This window comes from Pseudomonas gozinkensis (assembly GCF_014863585.1).
GTDB lineage: Bacteria > Pseudomonadota > Gammaproteobacteria > Pseudomonadales > Pseudomonadaceae > Aquipseudomonas > Aquipseudomonas gozinkensis.
Window position 1 is genome coordinate 3,806,166 of the sequence record NZ_CP062253.1, and the last position, 15,162, is coordinate 3,821,327.

Sequence of the window (15,162 nt, forward strand, 5' to 3'; positions counted from 1 at the left end):
AGGTTTCTCAGGACTCCCACAGTACAGGCAATGTGCTCTGCTGCTTCACACGGCATAAGGGCTGGAACCCAGCGCGGGGTTCTTTCTAACCGTGTACCCTTCGGAACGCGCCCCACGTCCCCTCGCTATCCGCTTGCGCATCAGTCTGCGTCTTCGCCTACATCCTTGAGCCTAGCAAACACGCTGCATTGCGCTACGCGGTTTTTAGACTGATTGTTTTCTAGCGCCGGCCTGCAAGGAAGCTAACCGACTATCGCCTTCACGGCGCTTCAGCCTGCCTCCCGCCAAGGGCGAACTATACTTTTCAGTTCGCTGTCCAGATTTCCTGTAAACCGTCGACACCCGTGCACCCTCCGGTGCCCCCGTGCCACTCACCAATCTGGTTGACCCCGGGCCGACGAGCCTTCCGTCAGACAACGAATGACGGCTGATGCTCGGTTGCTGTGTGGCTGATGGGGCGTGGAGAAAATCATGAAGCATACGCTTTGGCCGGGCCTTGTCCTGGCAGTTGCGGCAACGGTGGCAATGCCCAGTGTCTGGGCTGCGAAGGCGCAGGCTTTGGCGTCGGATGGGGCGGATCATGTGGGTGCGGGGGCGGTTGCTTCTGATGGCGCCGATCATGTCGGTGCTGGCGCGGTAGCTTCTGACGGTTCCGATCATGTTGGCGCCGGAGTCGTTGCTTCTGACGGCGCGGATCACGTCGGCGCCGGTGCGGTCGCCTCTGACGGCGCGGATCATGTTGGCGCCGGAGCCGTTGCTTCTGACGGCGCGGATCACGTCGGCGCAGGCGCGGTCGCCTCTGACGGCGCGGATCACGTCGGCGCAGGCGCGGTCGCCTCTGACGGCGCGGATCACGTCGGCGCAGGCGCGGTCGCCTCTGACGGCGCGGATCACGTCGGCGCTGGCGCGGTCGCCTCTGACGGCGCGGATCACGTCGGCGCTGGCGCGGTCGCCTCTGACGGCGCGGATCACGTCGGCGCTGGCGCGGTCGCCTCTGACGGCGCGGATCACGTCGGCGCTGGCGCGGTCGCCTCTGACGGCGCGGATCACGTCGGCGCTGGCGCCCTCGCCTCTGACGGCGCGGATCATGTTGGCGCCGGAGCCGTTGCTTCTGACGGCGCGGATCACGTCGGCGCTGGCGCACTCGCCGCCGATGGCGCTGACAAGGTCGGTGCCAACCGGCTTGCCTATTCCCGCGCAGGCGTCGGTTCGGACCAGGTGGCTTCCGCCCTCATGAGCGGCAGCTATTCGGACCAGTTCAACAGTCCTCAATAACCGCTATCGGCGCAACCAGCCCACCGCTGGTTGCGCCGCACTAGCACATTTGTGCTAATCGACCACCCCGATCCCTGGCGTTATAGTCCCTCGCAACCCCCGACACTCCCCAACATTGCTGCCGTGCAGTGCGCGGGATCGTTGTGCCTGGAAAAACAACAACACCAAGGACTCTGTACGCTCATGAAAACACTCATCGCCACCCTCAGCCTCGCAGCCATCGTTCTCACCGGCTGCGCCACCCCCAAGCAATGGGAAGCCACCGGCGGCAGCAAGACCGACGGCGTCGTTCAGGTCTCCTATGAACTGGGCCAGTTCGAGAGCGGACAAACCTCCGCCGCTCAAGGGTTGGCCACGGCTGAAGGCCGTTGCAAGGTCTGGGGCTACAAAAGCGCCGAAGTGTCGGGTTCGGAGAAAAACATCTGCCGCACCATGGGTCAGTACAACTGCCTGCAAACCACCATCACGCAGGACTATCTGTGTAAGCGCTGACTGCTTCGGTCTGCCGGTCGCGCAGCGCACGCAAGGTCGCGCGCAGCTCGGCCGGACGTACCGGCTTGGACAGAATGGCGATCTGGCGATCCTGCAGGGCCGCCTGGATTTTTTCGATGTCATGTCCGGTGATGATCATGGCCGGCACTGCATAACCGCGCTGACGGCGAACCTCATCGATGCACTCGATACCGGTACTGTGGGAGCCGAGGTCATAGTCGGCCACGATGATGTCGCAGTCCGTGACCAGCCCCTGCCCGCTCAGCTCGGCCTGCACGACGCAGCCCCAACGCTCGAGCAACGCCGAGGTCGCCAGCAGAACGTTGCGATCATCCTCCACCAGACACACCTTCAACCCTGTCAGCAACCCGACCTGTCGAGCCTCCTCCCGATTGACCGGCATCTGCGGCGATGCCAGTGGCAGCCCATACAAGTTCACCGCCGTGCCCTGCCCCAGGCATGAGCGGATCGCGACGTCGATACCGATCAATTGGCCCAGACGCCGGACAATCGACAGCCCCAGGCCCACGCCTTCGACGTCTTTGTCGCGCAACTGGCGCACCCGATAGAATTCCTCGAACACCTTGGGCAAATGCTCTTCGGCGATACCGTTGCCGCGGTCATAGATCGCGATGGCCAACCCGGCGCCGCGCTTGCGCACACCGATCAGCACCGGCCGGTGCGCGCCGTATTTAAAGCAGTTGGAGAGCACGTTCTGCACCATGGTCGCGAGCAACGCCGGATCGGTGCGCACCCAATGTTCACAAGACCGCAGGCGCAACTCCACACCCGCCCAACGTGCGGCTTCGGCGTTCTGGCGGATCAGATCCGTCAACCATTCGCCCAGTTCAAGCGTCTGCAACCGGGGCAGAATCCGCCCGTTGTCGAGGGTGTAGAGATCGAGAATGGAACGAAACAGCTGCGACACGTTGAGCAGCGAACGGTCGATACTGTCCACCAGCCGCCGCTCCTTCTCGCCCAGCCGCGACTCGCGCAGGCACGCAGTAAACAGGCCGATGGAGTGGATCGGCTGACGCAGGTCATGACTGGCCTGGGCCAGGAAACGCGACTTTTCCAGATTGGCAGCGACCGCTTCTTCAGATGCCTTGCGCGTACGCTCCAGCAGCAGGTGCGCATACACCGGAATCACCGTGCTGGTGATCATCAGCATCAATACCATGAACGGTTGCGCCTGCCAGTACGGCGTCAACCGATAGACCGCCAGCAGCGCCAGCAATGCCAACACCGTGGCGATCGCCAGGTAGCGCGAGCCGTAGCGCATGCCGTTGCCGAGATTGACCCAGACCATCACGGCATAGATGGGCAACGCCGCCTCGCCGCCGACCACCAGCCCGAAACTGGTACCGGTGTAATCGTGGATCATGCCGAAAATCCGCCGCGCCGGATAATGCCCCGGCCAGCGTACGATGGCCTGGCGCAGCACGACGGAGGCCAGCAAAAACAGGGAGATGTAGGTGACCACCGGCAGGTAAGTATCGAAGCGCTGGCCTGGCAGGAAACCGAGCACGGCCATGTACACCAACGCAATGCTGGCGATGATGATTCGCAGATTGGCCTGGTCGAGCTCGGTGTTTTTTTCGAACTTCATGGAGGAACGTCCTTGTGCGGCAGTCGTCATAAACAGCACGAATCAACAGGCATTGCCTTCGCGTGGTGCTAAGGTGCACACCGTTAAAAATGCTGACCCAGGGAGGGTTTTGCCATGGCGTGCCGAATCATCATAGCCGACGATCATCCGTTGTTTCGCGAAGCGCTGCTGCGCACCGTCCAGCGCCTGCTGCCCGAAGCCCTGATCGAAGAAGCCGGCGACCTCGACACTGTGCTCGCCCTGCTGCCGGCCGGCGATGAGCCCGACACCTTGATCCTCGACTTGCGTTTTCCCGGCCTGACCTGTGTCAGCCAGCTCTCTGAACTGCGTCGGCGTTTACCGCGAACCACCCTGATCGTGGTGTCGATGGTCGATGACGAGACGCTGATCGGCGAAGTCATGGCCACCGGCATTGATGGATTCATCGGCAAGAACATCGCCCCCGACGAAATCGGTCAGGCGATCCGGGCGATTCGCGAAGGTGAGGTGCTGGTCAAATTCGCCCCGTCCGGCCTGCTGCCGCTGGACACCGGCACCGCCCTCACCCCGCGCCAGCAAGAGGTGCTGCGGCTGATCGCCCAAGGCAAGACCAACAAGGAAATCGCCCGTGAACTGGATATTTCGCCGTTCACGGTGCGGATTCATGTGTCGTCGTTGTTGCGGGTGTTGAATGTGCCGTCTCGGGCCGCAGCAGCGGTGAAATACTCCGGAGTCTTGTAGCCTGCCTCCGGGTCAGGCGTGCGGGTGTACGGTCAGTGCTACCAGTTTCACCACAATCGGCCGGACCACGAGAATGCACAGAAACGCCACGGGCATCGCGAGTTTGTAGGCGTGTAGTGCATTGCTAAGGTAATCGGCATCAATCCCGAAATTGGACGCGGTGATCACCAACGACATCAGAAACGCCATGATGGTCGCCATGTACAACGCGAATACGTACGGCGTGGCGCGGGCAGACAGCTTGCGCTGGTTAAATGCTGTGGTTCTTGGGGATAGTCTCTGGTTCATGTCAGTCCTTGTTGACCGAAGTGGATAGGCGCCGAGCACCCTAACAAGCCTGCCAACCCGCAACTAGACTGATCGCCGTGAGCACTTTATAAACAAAGTCTTATGAATCCTTTTTTGCCAGGATCCCCGCATGAATCTGTTGGGTGCCATCGATTGCTTTATCAAAGTCGTTGAGGCGGGATCGATTGTCGGCGCCGCCAAAACTCTCGGGGTGAGTGCCGCCGCCGTCAGTCAGACCCTCAGTCGCCTTGAGGCTCACCTCGACACACGCCTGCTGCAACGCACTACCCGCAGCATGGCGCTGACGGAGAGCGGTTCGGTGTATTTCGAGAAGGTAAAACGTATCGCGCTCGATCTGGAATCCGCGCAGAGCGCGATCAGCCACGCACAGACGCAACTCCAGGGACACTTGAGTATCGCCTCCACCGCCGGGTTTGGACGCCATGTACTGGCCCCGGTCATTGCCGGTTTCGCCGAACGTTACCCGAAGTTGACGCTTGAGCTCTCGACCACCGACCGCAAAATCAATCACCTCCATGAAGGTATCGACCTGAGCCTGCGCATCGAGCCGCAACTGGAAGACGGCATCATCGCGCGCAAGGTCGCGACGGTGCCGTTCGTGATTTGCGCCAGCCCCGGTTATCTGCAACAGGCCGGTCGACCGGGCGCTCCGGAAGATCTTCAGCAGCACGCTTGCCTGGCGTTCCGATACCCACTCGACGGGCGTTTTCTGCGCTGGTGGTTTGTCCGGGATGACCAGCGTTTCGAAGCCGCAATCAATGCGACTGCCGTCAGCGACGATATCGACGTGTTGGCGCAAATGGCGGCCCATGGCGCCGGTATTGCACGCCTGGCCGAATTCGTTGCCGCGCCGTATCTGGAAAGCGGTCAGCTCGTGCCGCTGTTCGAGCCTGGCGATGGATTGACACGGGCCAGTGCGGCACCGTTGGAGATCTACGCCTGTGTGCAGGAGCGTGCAGCCCTGACACCCAAGGTCAAGGCATTCACGGACTATCTGATCGAGCAACTGAAAACACGCTGGCCCACCCGATGATCATCAAGGATCAACGTTTGCCATCAGTTCAGGCACCGATTCCTGCCGTTTCGCATACCGCTGCGCCAACACCGCGCAGACCATCAACTGAATCTGATGGAACAGCATCAGCGGCAGAATCAACACGCCAATCGTGCTGCCGGCAAACAACACCTGAGCCATCGGCACACCGGTGGCCAGGCTTTTCTTCGAGCCGCAGAACAGGATGGTGATGCGGTCTTCCTGACTGAAACCGAACGCCTTGCCCAGCAGGGTGGACGCCAGCAGCACCAGCGCCAGCAGAATGCAGCAGACCACCACCAGCCCCAGCAGATCGATCACCGGAATCTGGTGCCAGATGCCCTCGTTCACCGCTTCGCTGAACGCGCCGTAGACCACCAGCAGAATCGAGCCCTGATCGACGAATTTCAGCCAGTTCTTGTTGCGACCGACCCAGGCACCGATCCAGCGGCGAGCGATCTGGCCGACAATGAATGGGAGCAGCAGTTGCACGCTGATTTTCACGATCGCATCGAGGGTCGAACCGCCGTCACCGTGGACGTTCAGCAGCAGCGTCACCAGCAGCGGCGTAAGAAAAATCCCGAACAGGCTGGACGCCGCCGCGCTGCAGATCGCCGCAGGAATATTGCCCCGCGCCAGCGAAGTGAAAGCAATCGCCGATTGCACCGTAGCCGGCAGCGCACACAGGTAAAGCATGCCCATGTACAGCTGATCGCCGATCATCGGCGACAACAGCGGCTTGAGCGCCAGACCCAGTAGCGGGAACAGGACAAAGGTCAGGCCGAACACCAGCAAATGCAGGCGCCAGTGGCCGGCGCCGGCAATGATCGATTCGCGCGACAGCTTGGCGCCGTGCAGGAAAAACAGCAGCGCGATGGCGATGTTGGTCAGCCAGCCGAAACCGGTCGCGACCTGGCCGCTGGCGGGCAGGAAGCTGGCCAGCAGCACCACGCCGATCAGGGTCAGGGTGAAGTTATCGGGCAAAAATCGTGGGCGCGTCATGGTTTGTTCATCCGGGGGTTGCCAGTACGTGGAAGCGACTCTAACGTGGCTGGAAATTACCGACTAACGCCGAAGAACCCACAGATGCCGCCAAAAGGACACGACAAGAGCGTCAGACGCAGCATTCCAGGGCTGCCCAGCCTGCCGCGTCCGCTGTACGGGCGCACCGAATCGCTGCCCAATCGCGCGCTGACCCGCCGCCATAGCCATCCGTGGGTGCAGTTGTCCTACGCCATCCAGGGTGTGCTCGAAGTGCAGACCGCCGTCGGTCGTTTCGTTGCACCGCCGGAGCGGGCGGTGTGGATTCCGGCGGGCGTGCCGCATCGAGTATTCAGTTCGCCGCACACCGAAATGCGCAGCCTGTACATCGATTGCAGCGTCGCCAGCTGGGCGCCGGAGCGTTGTCATGTGCTCGGCGTCAGTGATCTTTTGCGTGAATTGATTCGGGCCTTCAGTCAGATTCCTGTCGAATATGACCAGAGCGGCCCGCACGGGCGTCTGGCGCAGGTGATCCTCGATCAACTGGCCGAAGCCCCGCCCATCGATCTGATGCTGCCACTGCCGCAGGACAGTCGCTTGCGCCAGATCTACCAGAGTCTGGAGCAACATCCGGAACAGCAGACCACCCTGGCGCACTGGAGCGAAAAATTCGGCGTGACCGAGAAAACTCTGACTCGGCTGTTCCTGCGCGACACCGGTTTGACCTTCCGCACCTGGCGTCAGCGCTTGCGTCTGCTGGGTGCGCTGACGCCGCTGGAACGCGGCGAGCGCGTCACCGACGTGGCTTTGGCCTGTGGTTATGACTCGACGTCGGCCTTTATCGCGGCGTTTCGCCAACAGTTCGGTGAAACACCTGGCGAATTTTTCCGATGAAATTAACCGATATTTATCGACTTTATGCATGCCATTGAGCAAATTTCAGGGTAGAGTTTCGCCCATCAAAAATCTTTGACATCTTTCGACGATAACAATGATCAACCACCCTTTAGCGAACCTGTCGGCGGTAACAGCATGATCGAAGTCACTGAAGTTTCCATTGCCCAATTGCGCGCGGCGCTCGAATCCGGCCAGACCACAGCCGTTGAACTGGTGCAGGCCTATCTGGCGCGCATCGACGCCTTTGACGGCCCGGACACTGACACTGCCCTGAACGCAGTGATCGTGCGCAACCCCGACGCGCTGAAAGAGGCGCAGGCCTCGGACGACCGTCGCGCCAAAGGCGAAACCCTCGGTCCGCTGGACGGCATCCCCTACACCGCCAAGGACAGCTATCTGGTCAAAGGCCTGACCGCCGCGTCCGGCAGCCCGGCTTTCGCCGATCTGGTGGCCCAGCGCGATGCGTTCACCATTGAGCGCCTGCGTGCGGGCGGTGCGATCTGCCTGGGCAAGACCAACATGCCGCCGATGGCCAATGGCGGAATGCAGCGCGGCGTCTACGGCCGTGCGGAAAGCCCGTACAACGCTGATTACCTGACTGCGCCGTTTGCTTCCGGCTCGTCGAACGGTGCCGGTACTGCCACTGCTGCAAGCTTCTCGGCATTCGGTCTGGCGGAAGAAACCTGGTCGAGCGGTCGCGGCCCGGCGTCGAACAACGGCCTGTGTGCCTACACGCCGTCGCGCGGGGTGATCTCGGTACGCGGCAACTGGCCGCTGACGCCGACCATGGACGTGGTGGTGCCCTATGCCCGAACCATGGCTGACCTGCTGGAAGTGCTCGACGTGGTGGTCGCCGAAGACGCCGAAACCCGTGGCGACCTCTGGCGCCTGCAACCGTGGGTGCCGATCCCGAGCGTCGCCTCGGTGCGTCCGGCTTCTTACCTTGAACTCGCAGTGAAAAGTGATGCACTGGCCGGCAAACGCCTGGGCGTGCCGCGCATGTACATCAACGCCGACCCTGAGGCCGGCACCAGCGAAGAACCGGGCATCGGCGGCCCGACCGGGCAGCGCATCAACACTCGCGCCTCGGTGATCGATCTGTGGAAACAGGCCCGTCAGGCCCTCGAAACCGCCGGCGCCGAAGTGATTGAAGTGGATTTCCCACTGGTCTCCAACTGCGAAGGCGATCGCCCGGGCGCACCGACCGTGTTCAATCGCGGCATCGTCTCCAAAGAGTTCATGCACCACGAACTGTGGGACCTGTCGGCCTGGGCCTTCGATGATTTCCTGCGCGCCAACGGCGACCCGAAACTCAACCGTCTGGCAGACGTCGACGGGCCGAAAATCTTCCCGCACGACCCGGGCACCCTGCCCAACCGTGAAGGCGACCTCGCCGCCGGCATGGACGAATACGTGCGCATGGCCGAACGCGGCATCACGCCGTGGGATCAGATCCCGACCCTGCCGGACGGCCTGCGCGGCCTGGAGAAGACCCGCAAGCTCGACCTCGAAGACTGGATGGATCGCCTCGGCCTCGACGCCGTGCTGTTCCCGACCAACGCCGACGTCGGCCCGGCGGACGCCGACGTCAACCCGGCCTCGGCGGACATCGCCTGGAGCAACGGCATCTGGGTGGCCAACGGCAACCTGGCGATTCGTCACCTTGGCGTGCCGACCGTCACTGTGCCGATGGGTGTGATGGCGGACATCGGCATGCCAGTGGGGCTGACGTTTGCCGGACGTGCCTATGACGACTCGACTCTGTTGCGACTGGCAGCTGCATTCGAGGCAACCGGATCGAAACGTTTAGTGCCACCACGTACGCCAGCGCTTTCCAGCGAGTAATGATTGGACCGTGAGTCCAAGTTTTAGAAGTGTGCCGTGAGCCTGCTCGCGGCACATACTCCAAAACACGCAAACCACACTTTTAACATTTTCACAACTGTCAACTCTGACAATTGCACAGCGCACAAGCAATAACTAACATCAAGCCGAAACAGCACCCGTGTAATCTAAAAATTCACAGGTTTACATTTCGACTTAACAAAGGTTAGTCATAATGAAACGCACAAAAAACGATAACAATAATAACACCGAGCTCCCCCATGATGAAAATAATGCTACGACAGCTCCCTGCGGGGATGAGTCTTTTTTCCATGGTTTCTTCAACCCGCCACACCATTACATGGGCAGGGAATTTACTGCGGACGAATTTGTCTTCGCTTCGCTAACCCCCGAATACATAAGCACTTTGGGTTACAGATTTGCCGGAATCCAACCTAAAGAATCTATAAGATTTCTTATCCCACGATATCTCCCCAATGGAAACTATCCTATTGACAATTCCAACCCAGCCTTACCACAGGCGCGCCTCTCTACTAACGGTGGCACCATTTATTCAGGAAAAGACGGTTTTTTTGAATTCACCCTCGACAGGGCCTCAAGTATTATTGAGGCTAAATTTCATCTCACCGTGCTAACTGAAGGAAAGGAATATCCTCTCAAAGGGGAATTAAAACTCAACGCCACCGGCCCAATCTAGACTGCACTAAAGTCAAACGACCAAAAACTTAATGAAAACATCGACAAATGTTCCACTATTAAACAACATTAGTCCAACATCCCCTGACTTAATGAAATGAAGGCTGCATCATTAGATCCGGCCTTTTTTATCGCTCTGCCAGTTCTTCCAGTAAATCCGCCGAAGGCACGAAAAACAGACTGCCCGTGACCGCCGCACTGAAGTCCAGCAACCGGTCGTAATTACCGGGTGGGTTGCCGACAAACATGTTCTCCAGCATCTGCTCCAACGGTTCCGGCGAGCGCGCGTAGCCAATGAAGTAAGTGCCGAACTCCCCCGCGCCGGGCCGGCCGAACGGCATGTTGTCGCGCAGGATTTTCACCTCTTCGCCGTCCTTGGTGATGGTCGTCAACGCGCTGTGGGAATTGCTCGGCTTGACCGAATCATCCAGCTCGATATCGGACAGTTTGGTGCGCCCGATCACCCGCTCCTGCGCTTCGACCGGCAATTCGTTCCACGCCTTCATGTTGTGCAGGTACTTCTGCACCAACACATAACTGCCGCCACTGAACGGCTGATCTTCATCGCCCACGAGGGTGAAATGCTCGGCTTTGCGTCCGACCGGATTTTCCGTGCCGTCAACGAAACCGATGATGCTGCGCATGTCGAAATAGCGGAAACCCTGTACCTCGTCCGCCACCGTCACGGCGCCCTCCAGCGCCGACATCAACTGCGTCGCCAACTCAAAACACAGATCCATCTGATCGGCGCGAATGTGCAGCAGCAAGTCGCCAGGCGTGGAAACGGCGCGTCGCCCTTCTACGCCAAATTCGCGGAAGTCGTGCAAGGACGCCGGGCGTGGACTGCCGAACAGACGATCCCATGCGCGGGAAGAAAAACCACAGACACAGGACAGGTTGCCCGAGGGAACGCGTTTGCCAACCGAGCGCGTCAGGCCGGCGATATCGGCGCACCAGCCACGGACTTTTTCGGCGGCCTCGGCCTCGGCGTTGAGGGTCGCCACGATGAAGATGGCAGCGCTGGTGATCGGGCTGCAGACGGCTTGAGGATCTGGCGTGTCGATGATCGTAGCTCCCGGAGTGGTGGACTGACTCGACAACGAGGTTAGCAAAGAAGTGTTGAATGAAGTATTACCCGCGCTCTGCCCGGGTCATCCGACACTTCGTTATTCACGAACAATACCCACGAAATAAACGATTTTTCTTTGTCGGAAGGCTCCTACTAGCATGGCCCCGTCTACCCCGAAAAACATAAAGACAGGGAGAACGGCATGCACCCCATCAACATCGGCGAACCCTGGATGTGGGTCGCCTTCATCGTTTTTGTCCTGGCCATGCTGGCCGTCGACCTGTTCGTCTTCGGTGGGCGCAAGGCGCATCGGGTCTCGGTACGTGAAGCCTCATCCTGGGTATTTGCCTGGTGCATGCTGGCGATGGCCTTCGCCGGATTGCTCTGGTGGTATCTCAACGGCGAATTCGGTCCCGAAATCGCCAAGGTCAAGACCCTGGAATTCCTCACCGGTTACCTGATCGAGCAGTCGCTGTCGATCGATAACATGTTCGTCTTCGTGATGATCTTCAGCTACTTCGCCGTGCCGCCGGAGTTGCAGCGCCGGGTGCTGCTGTACGGCGTGCTCGGGGCGATCGTGATGCGCGCGGCCATGATCTTTGCCGGCGTATGGCTGGTGTCGCAATTCACTTGGCTGCTGTATGTGTTCGGCGTGTTCCTGATCATCACCGGGATCAAGATGCTGGTGTTCGCCGAGCAGCAACCGGACCTCGATAACAACCCGCTGCTGCGCTGGGTGCGCGGGCATCTGCGCATCACCAATGGCTTTCACGGTGAGCGGTTTTTCGTGCTGCAGAACGGTGTGCGCTGGGCCACGCCGATGTTCCTGGTGCTGGTGCTGATCGAAGCGAGCGACCTGATGTTCGCGGTCGACAGCATCCCGGCGATCTTCGCGGTGACGACCGACCCGTTCATCATTTTCACCTCGAACATTTTCGCGATCATGGGGCTGCGGGCGCTGTATTTTCTGCTGGCGGACATGGCCGACCGCTTTCATCTGCTCAAGTACGGACTGGCGCTGGTGCTGGTGTTCATCGGCGGGAAGATGACGGTGATGCCATGGTTTCACATGCCGGTGGAGTGGTCGCTGGCGATTGTCGGCGGGCTGATTCTGGCGTCGGTGGTGCTTAGCCTGATCCTGACAAAGGACAAGTCGCCCGAGAGCGAAACGCAGGAAAGCCAGGCGAAGTAGAATTTGTGGGAGCGAGCTTGCTCGCGAAGGCGTCATGTCAGCCAACTAATCTGTCGAATGACACAACGCTATCGCGAGCAAGCTCGCTCCCACAGTAATTGTGGTCTGCTACTTATCAGACTTGATGCTGGTCCACACCCGGGTCCGCACCCGTTCCAGTTTCTGCGGCAACGGTTGCACCACGTACAGCTTCTTCAGCGCTTCGCTGGTCGGTGTCAGGTTCGGGTTGCCGGTGATTTCCTTGTTGATCAGCGGCAGCGAATCCTTGTTGGCATTCGGGTAACCGAGGAAGTCACTGATGGAAGCGATGACCTTCGGATCCAGCAGGTTGTTGAGGAACTCGTGGGCCTCTTCAACGTTTTTCGCGCTCTTCGGAATCGCGAACGTATCGAACCAGATCGGCGCGCCCTCCTTCGGCAGGCGCCAGTCGACCACCACGCCGTTTTTCGCTTCTTTGGCGCGGTTGCCGAACTGGTAGAAGCTGCCGGAGTAACCGATGGCCACGCAGATGTCGCCGTTGGCGATATCGGTCATGTACTTGGCCGAGTTGAAGTAGGTCACATAAGGGCGAACCTTGAGCATCAAGTCCTTGGCTTTCTCATAGTCGGCCGGGTTCTGGCTGTTCGGGTCCAGACCCAGGTAATGCAGGGCCAGCGGCAGGATTTCCGTCGGCGAATCGAGCATCGCCACGCCGCAGGATTTCAGCTTCTCCATGTTCTCCGGTTTGAACACCAGATCCCAACTGTCCACCGGCGCATTCTCGCCGAGCGCCGCCTTGACCTTGGCCGGGTTGAAACCGATCAGCACCGTGCCGACCATGTAAGGCACGCCGTACTGATTGCCGGGGTCGTTGACGTCGAGCAACTTGAGCAGCGCCGGGTCCTGGTGACTCCAGTTCGGCAGCTTGGACTTGTCGAGTTTCTGGAACACGCCGGCCTTGATCTGGGTATCGAGGAACTGGTTCGACGGCACCACCAGGTCATAGCCGGAGTTGCCGGTCAGCAGTTTGGCTTCGAGTGACTCATTGGTGTCGAAGGTATCCCAGGTCACTTTGATGTTGCTTTTGGCGGCGAAATCCTTGGGCACCGACGGCAGGATGTAATCCGCCCAGTTGTACACCCGCAGTTCGCGCTGTTCGGCCTGGACGGCGCTGGCCAGCAGCGTCAGCCCGCAAACAGTGGCGCCCAGAATGCGTTTCATCGTGACCATGTTGTGTTTCCCCGAATGCAGCGTGAGTCGATGGTTTTTATGTTCTGTACACGGCAGCGGCTTGCAAATCAGCCAAGGGCAAGGAAGGTGCAGCATCTAGTTGTGGCTTCGATTCTTCCTGACAGCGTAGACGCAGCACAGTAGCCCATTGGCCAAAAGGGGATCGAAATGGCCAATTTGCGTGACCGTCGGGATGCGGAAACAACAATGCCCGACGAAGTGCCGGGCATTGTCTGAACAGCCTGCGAAGGATCAGTCGGTAAAACCCAACCGCGCCGCCCTGCTCTGCTGCGACTGCCCACGGGTCGCCAGGCAGTAATACAGCGGGCACGTCACGATCAGGCCGACCAGCCACGACAGGTCCGCGCCTTCCAGCAGATTGGCATACGGCCCGACATACAACGAGGTGTTGGCGAACGGCAGTTGCACGATGATGCCGATGAAATAGGCAATGATCGCGTGCAGGTTGAAGCGCCCATAAATGCCGCCATCGGCGCGGAAAATCGAGGCGATGTCGTAGCTGCCGCGCTTGATGAGGTAGAAGTCGATCAGATTGATCGACGCCCACGGCACCAACACCAGCAGCAGCGCCAGAATCAAGCCGATGAACTCGGAAATGAAATCCGCCGACGCGCCCAGCGCCACCAGGCAGCAGCCCGCCAGCACCACGCTCGACAAGATCACCCGCACCTTGATGCTCGGCGTCCATTGGCTGGCAAAGGTCTGGATCGAGGTGATGATCGACAGCACCGCGCCATACAGATTCAGCGCGTTGTGGCTGATGATATTGAGCAGGAACAGCACCATCAGAATCGGCCCCAGCCAACCGGTGGACTGCTTGACCGCCGCCATCGCCTCGGTGCCTTCCGGGGTCGCCAGCACCGCGACCGCGCCGAAGGTGAACGACAGAATCGTGCCCAGCGTGGCGCCGAGATAAGTCGCGATAAATGGCTTGCTGATCCCGATGTCCGCTGGCAGGTAACGGGAATAGTCGGAGACATAGGGCGAGAAACTGATCTGCCAGATGATCCCCAGTGACACCGTCGCCAGCCATCCCGAGAGATTGAAGCTGCCCCGGGTAAAGAAGTCCGCCGGCAACTCATGGGCAAAGATGTAGATGAACCCGGCGAGCAGCGCGCTGCCCATCACCCAGGTGCCGATGCGGTTGAGCGTGTGAATGAAGTTGTAGCCGATCACGCCGATGGCCGTGGCGCTCAGGGCACCGATCAGAATGCTCAGCGGCGCCGGCACCGACGGCGCAATGCCGACGATGGATTTGCCGGCCAGCACGATGTTGGAAATGAAAAACCCGATATAGATGATCGCTGCGAAGAACACGATCAGCAGCGCGCCGTATCGCCCGAACTGACCACGGCTCTGGACCATTTGCGGAATGCCCATGCGTGGGCCTTGCGCCGACGCCAGGGCGATCACCACGCCGCCGATCATGTGCCCCAGCGCAATCGCCAGCAGCCCCCAGAACAGGTCGAGATGAAACACCTGGACCACCATGGCGCCGGTGACGATGGGCAGTGGCGCAATGTTGGTGCTGAACCATAGAGTGAACAGGTCGCGGGCCTTCCCGTGGCGTTCCGCGAGTGGGACGTAGTCGACCGTGTGATTCTCGATCAACGGATCTTGCCGGGACATCTGGGACATAAAAATGAACTCGATTGGGTCTGTTCTTATCGTTGTATGAAGCCAAACCGGGGGTGCTTCGTGGCGACCCCTCAGATGAACACCATATTATGGTATTCCAACATTTTCACAAGACTGATCCGCTATTTACGATGGCAGCTGATCCGGCATCCTCGCTGATGGCCAGCGTTCTCGGC

The 15,162-nt window shown here is 60.0% G+C and carries 14 protein-coding genes; 7 read left to right on the forward strand and 7 right to left on the reverse strand.

The window, feature by feature from the left end; all coding sequences use genetic code 11:
* Nucleotides 1-204: 204 nt before the first annotated feature.
* Nucleotides 205-1,089 (reverse strand): hypothetical protein, encoded by an 885-nt coding sequence (locus IHQ43_RS16690; protein ID WP_192561350.1) that lies wholly within the window; start codon nucleotides 1,087-1,089, stop codon nucleotides 205-207.
* Between the two features lie 369 nt (nucleotides 1,090-1,458).
* Here IHQ43_RS16690 and yecR point away from each other — a divergent pair, with 369 nt between their 5' ends.
* Nucleotides 1,459-1,767 carry a YecR family lipoprotein gene (yecR, locus tag IHQ43_RS16695; protein ID WP_119426270.1) on the forward strand — a complete coding sequence of 103 codons (309 nt, stop codon included), beginning with the start codon at nucleotides 1,459-1,461 and terminating at the stop codon, nucleotides 1,765-1,767.
* On the opposite strand, the gene IHQ43_RS16700 is transcribed toward yecR, so the two are convergent.
* Entirely contained in the window at nucleotides 1,739-3,376 is a 1,638-nt protein-coding gene (locus tag IHQ43_RS16700; protein WP_192561351.1) for an ATP-binding response regulator, read from the reverse strand. The two genes, yecR and IHQ43_RS16700, sit on opposite strands and share 29 nt — an antisense overlap.
* A gap of 114 nt (nucleotides 3,377-3,490) precedes the next feature.
* Here IHQ43_RS16700 and IHQ43_RS16705 point away from each other — a divergent pair, with 114 nt between their 5' ends.
* Nucleotides 3,491-4,096 (forward strand): LuxR C-terminal-related transcriptional regulator, encoded by a 606-nt coding sequence (locus IHQ43_RS16705; RefSeq protein ID WP_192561352.1) that lies wholly within the window; start codon nucleotides 3,491-3,493, stop codon nucleotides 4,094-4,096.
* A gap of 12 nt (nucleotides 4,097-4,108) precedes the next feature.
* Here IHQ43_RS16705 and IHQ43_RS16710 read toward each other — a convergent pair whose 3' ends face one another.
* A complete protein-coding gene (locus tag IHQ43_RS16710; RefSeq protein WP_192561353.1) occupies nucleotides 4,109-4,384 on the reverse strand; it encodes a DUF2798 domain-containing protein in 276 nt (91 codons plus the stop codon).
* A 130-nt stretch (nucleotides 4,385-4,514) separates the two neighbouring features.
* Between IHQ43_RS16710 and IHQ43_RS16715 the strand changes: the two genes are divergently transcribed.
* A complete protein-coding gene (locus IHQ43_RS16715; protein ID WP_192561354.1) occupies nucleotides 4,515-5,438 on the forward strand; it encodes a LysR family transcriptional regulator in 924 nt (307 codons plus the stop codon).
* Between the two features lie 3 nt (nucleotides 5,439-5,441).
* Here the strand turns inward: IHQ43_RS16715 and IHQ43_RS16720 are convergent, their stop codons facing one another.
* Nucleotides 5,442-6,440, reverse strand: coding sequence for a bile acid:sodium symporter family protein (locus IHQ43_RS16720; RefSeq protein ID WP_192561355.1), 999 nt, complete (start codon nucleotides 6,438-6,440; stop codon nucleotides 5,442-5,444).
* 84 nt (nucleotides 6,441-6,524) lie between these two features.
* On the opposite strand from IHQ43_RS16720, the gene IHQ43_RS16725 reads away from it, so the two are divergent.
* The 3 genes from IHQ43_RS16725 to IHQ43_RS16735 all read left to right on the forward strand — a co-directional run bounded on the left by IHQ43_RS16725 (nucleotide 6,525) and on the right by IHQ43_RS16735 (nucleotide 9,858).
* Nucleotides 6,525-7,313: an AraC family transcriptional regulator gene (locus IHQ43_RS16725; RefSeq protein WP_064597283.1), complete on the forward strand. Its 789-nt coding sequence runs from the start codon at nucleotides 6,525-6,527 to the stop codon at nucleotides 7,311-7,313.
* Nucleotides 7,314-7,451: 138 nt separating this feature from the next.
* Nucleotides 7,452-9,161, forward strand: coding sequence for an amidase (locus IHQ43_RS16730; RefSeq protein ID WP_192561356.1), 1,710 nt, complete (start codon nucleotides 7,452-7,454; stop codon nucleotides 9,159-9,161).
* A 214-nt stretch (nucleotides 9,162-9,375) separates the two neighbouring features.
* On the forward strand, nucleotides 9,376-9,858 hold the full coding sequence (locus IHQ43_RS16735) for a hypothetical protein (RefSeq protein WP_192561357.1): 483 nt from the start codon (nucleotides 9,376-9,378) through the stop codon (nucleotides 9,856-9,858).
* Between the two features lie 127 nt (nucleotides 9,859-9,985).
* Here IHQ43_RS16735 and IHQ43_RS16740 read toward each other — a convergent pair whose 3' ends face one another.
* A complete protein-coding gene (locus tag IHQ43_RS16740; protein WP_425220282.1) occupies nucleotides 9,986-10,957 on the reverse strand; it encodes a Dyp-type peroxidase in 972 nt (323 codons plus the stop codon).
* 171 nt (nucleotides 10,958-11,128) lie between these two features.
* Between IHQ43_RS16740 and IHQ43_RS16745 the strand changes: the two genes are divergently transcribed.
* Nucleotides 11,129-12,118: a TerC family protein gene (locus tag IHQ43_RS16745; protein WP_192561358.1), complete on the forward strand. Its 990-nt coding sequence runs from the start codon at nucleotides 11,129-11,131 to the stop codon at nucleotides 12,116-12,118.
* Between the two features lie 108 nt (nucleotides 12,119-12,226).
* Here IHQ43_RS16745 and IHQ43_RS16750 read toward each other — a convergent pair whose 3' ends face one another.
* Both IHQ43_RS16750 and IHQ43_RS16755 read right to left on the reverse strand, forming a co-directional pair.
* Nucleotides 12,227-13,327 carry a polyamine ABC transporter substrate-binding protein gene (locus IHQ43_RS16750; RefSeq protein ID WP_192561359.1) on the reverse strand — a complete coding sequence of 367 codons (1,101 nt, stop codon included), beginning with the start codon at nucleotides 13,325-13,327 and terminating at the stop codon, nucleotides 12,227-12,229.
* Nucleotides 13,328-13,579: 252 nt separating this feature from the next.
* A complete protein-coding gene (locus tag IHQ43_RS16755) occupies nucleotides 13,580-14,986 on the reverse strand; it encodes a purine-cytosine permease family protein (RefSeq protein ID WP_192561360.1) in 1,407 nt (468 codons plus the stop codon).
* Nucleotides 14,987-15,162 lie beyond the last annotated feature (176 nt).

What these genes read in the sequence shown, in the direction of transcription:
- IHQ43_RS16700 (WP_192561351.1), bottom strand. Translation starts at nt 3,376, where the DNA reads ATGAAGTTCGAAAAAAACACCGAGCTCGACCAGGCCAATCTGCGAATC.
- IHQ43_RS16745 (WP_192561358.1), top strand. Translation starts at nt 11,129, where the DNA reads ATGCACCCCATCAACATCGGCGAACCCTGGATGTGGGTCGCCTTCATC.
- yecR (WP_119426270.1), top strand. Translation starts at nt 1,459, where the DNA reads ATGAAAACACTCATCGCCACCCTCAGCCTCGCAGCCATCGTTCTCACC.
- IHQ43_RS16720 (WP_192561355.1), bottom strand. Translation starts at nt 6,440, where the DNA reads ATGACGCGCCCACGATTTTTGCCCGATAACTTCACCCTGACCCTGATC.
- IHQ43_RS16690 (WP_192561350.1), bottom strand. Translation starts at nt 1,089, where the DNA reads ATGATCCGCGCCGTCAGAGGCGAGGGCGCCAGCGCCGACGTGATCCGC.
- IHQ43_RS16705 (WP_192561352.1), top strand. Translation starts at nt 3,491, where the DNA reads ATGGCGTGCCGAATCATCATAGCCGACGATCATCCGTTGTTTCGCGAA.
- IHQ43_RS16725 (WP_064597283.1), top strand. Translation starts at nt 6,525, where the DNA reads ATGCCGCCAAAAGGACACGACAAGAGCGTCAGACGCAGCATTCCAGGG.
- IHQ43_RS16735 (WP_192561357.1), top strand. Translation starts at nt 9,376, where the DNA reads ATGAAACGCACAAAAAACGATAACAATAATAACACCGAGCTCCCCCAT.
- IHQ43_RS16715 (WP_192561354.1), top strand. Translation starts at nt 4,515, where the DNA reads ATGAATCTGTTGGGTGCCATCGATTGCTTTATCAAAGTCGTTGAGGCG.
- IHQ43_RS16755 (WP_192561360.1), bottom strand. Translation starts at nt 14,986, where the DNA reads ATGTCCCAGATGTCCCGGCAAGATCCGTTGATCGAGAATCACACGGTC.
- IHQ43_RS16710 (WP_192561353.1), bottom strand. Translation starts at nt 4,384, where the DNA reads ATGAACCAGAGACTATCCCCAAGAACCACAGCATTTAACCAGCGCAAG.
- IHQ43_RS16730 (WP_192561356.1), top strand. Translation starts at nt 7,452, where the DNA reads ATGATCGAAGTCACTGAAGTTTCCATTGCCCAATTGCGCGCGGCGCTC.
- IHQ43_RS16750 (WP_192561359.1), bottom strand. Translation starts at nt 13,327, where the DNA reads ATGGTCACGATGAAACGCATTCTGGGCGCCACTGTTTGCGGGCTGACG.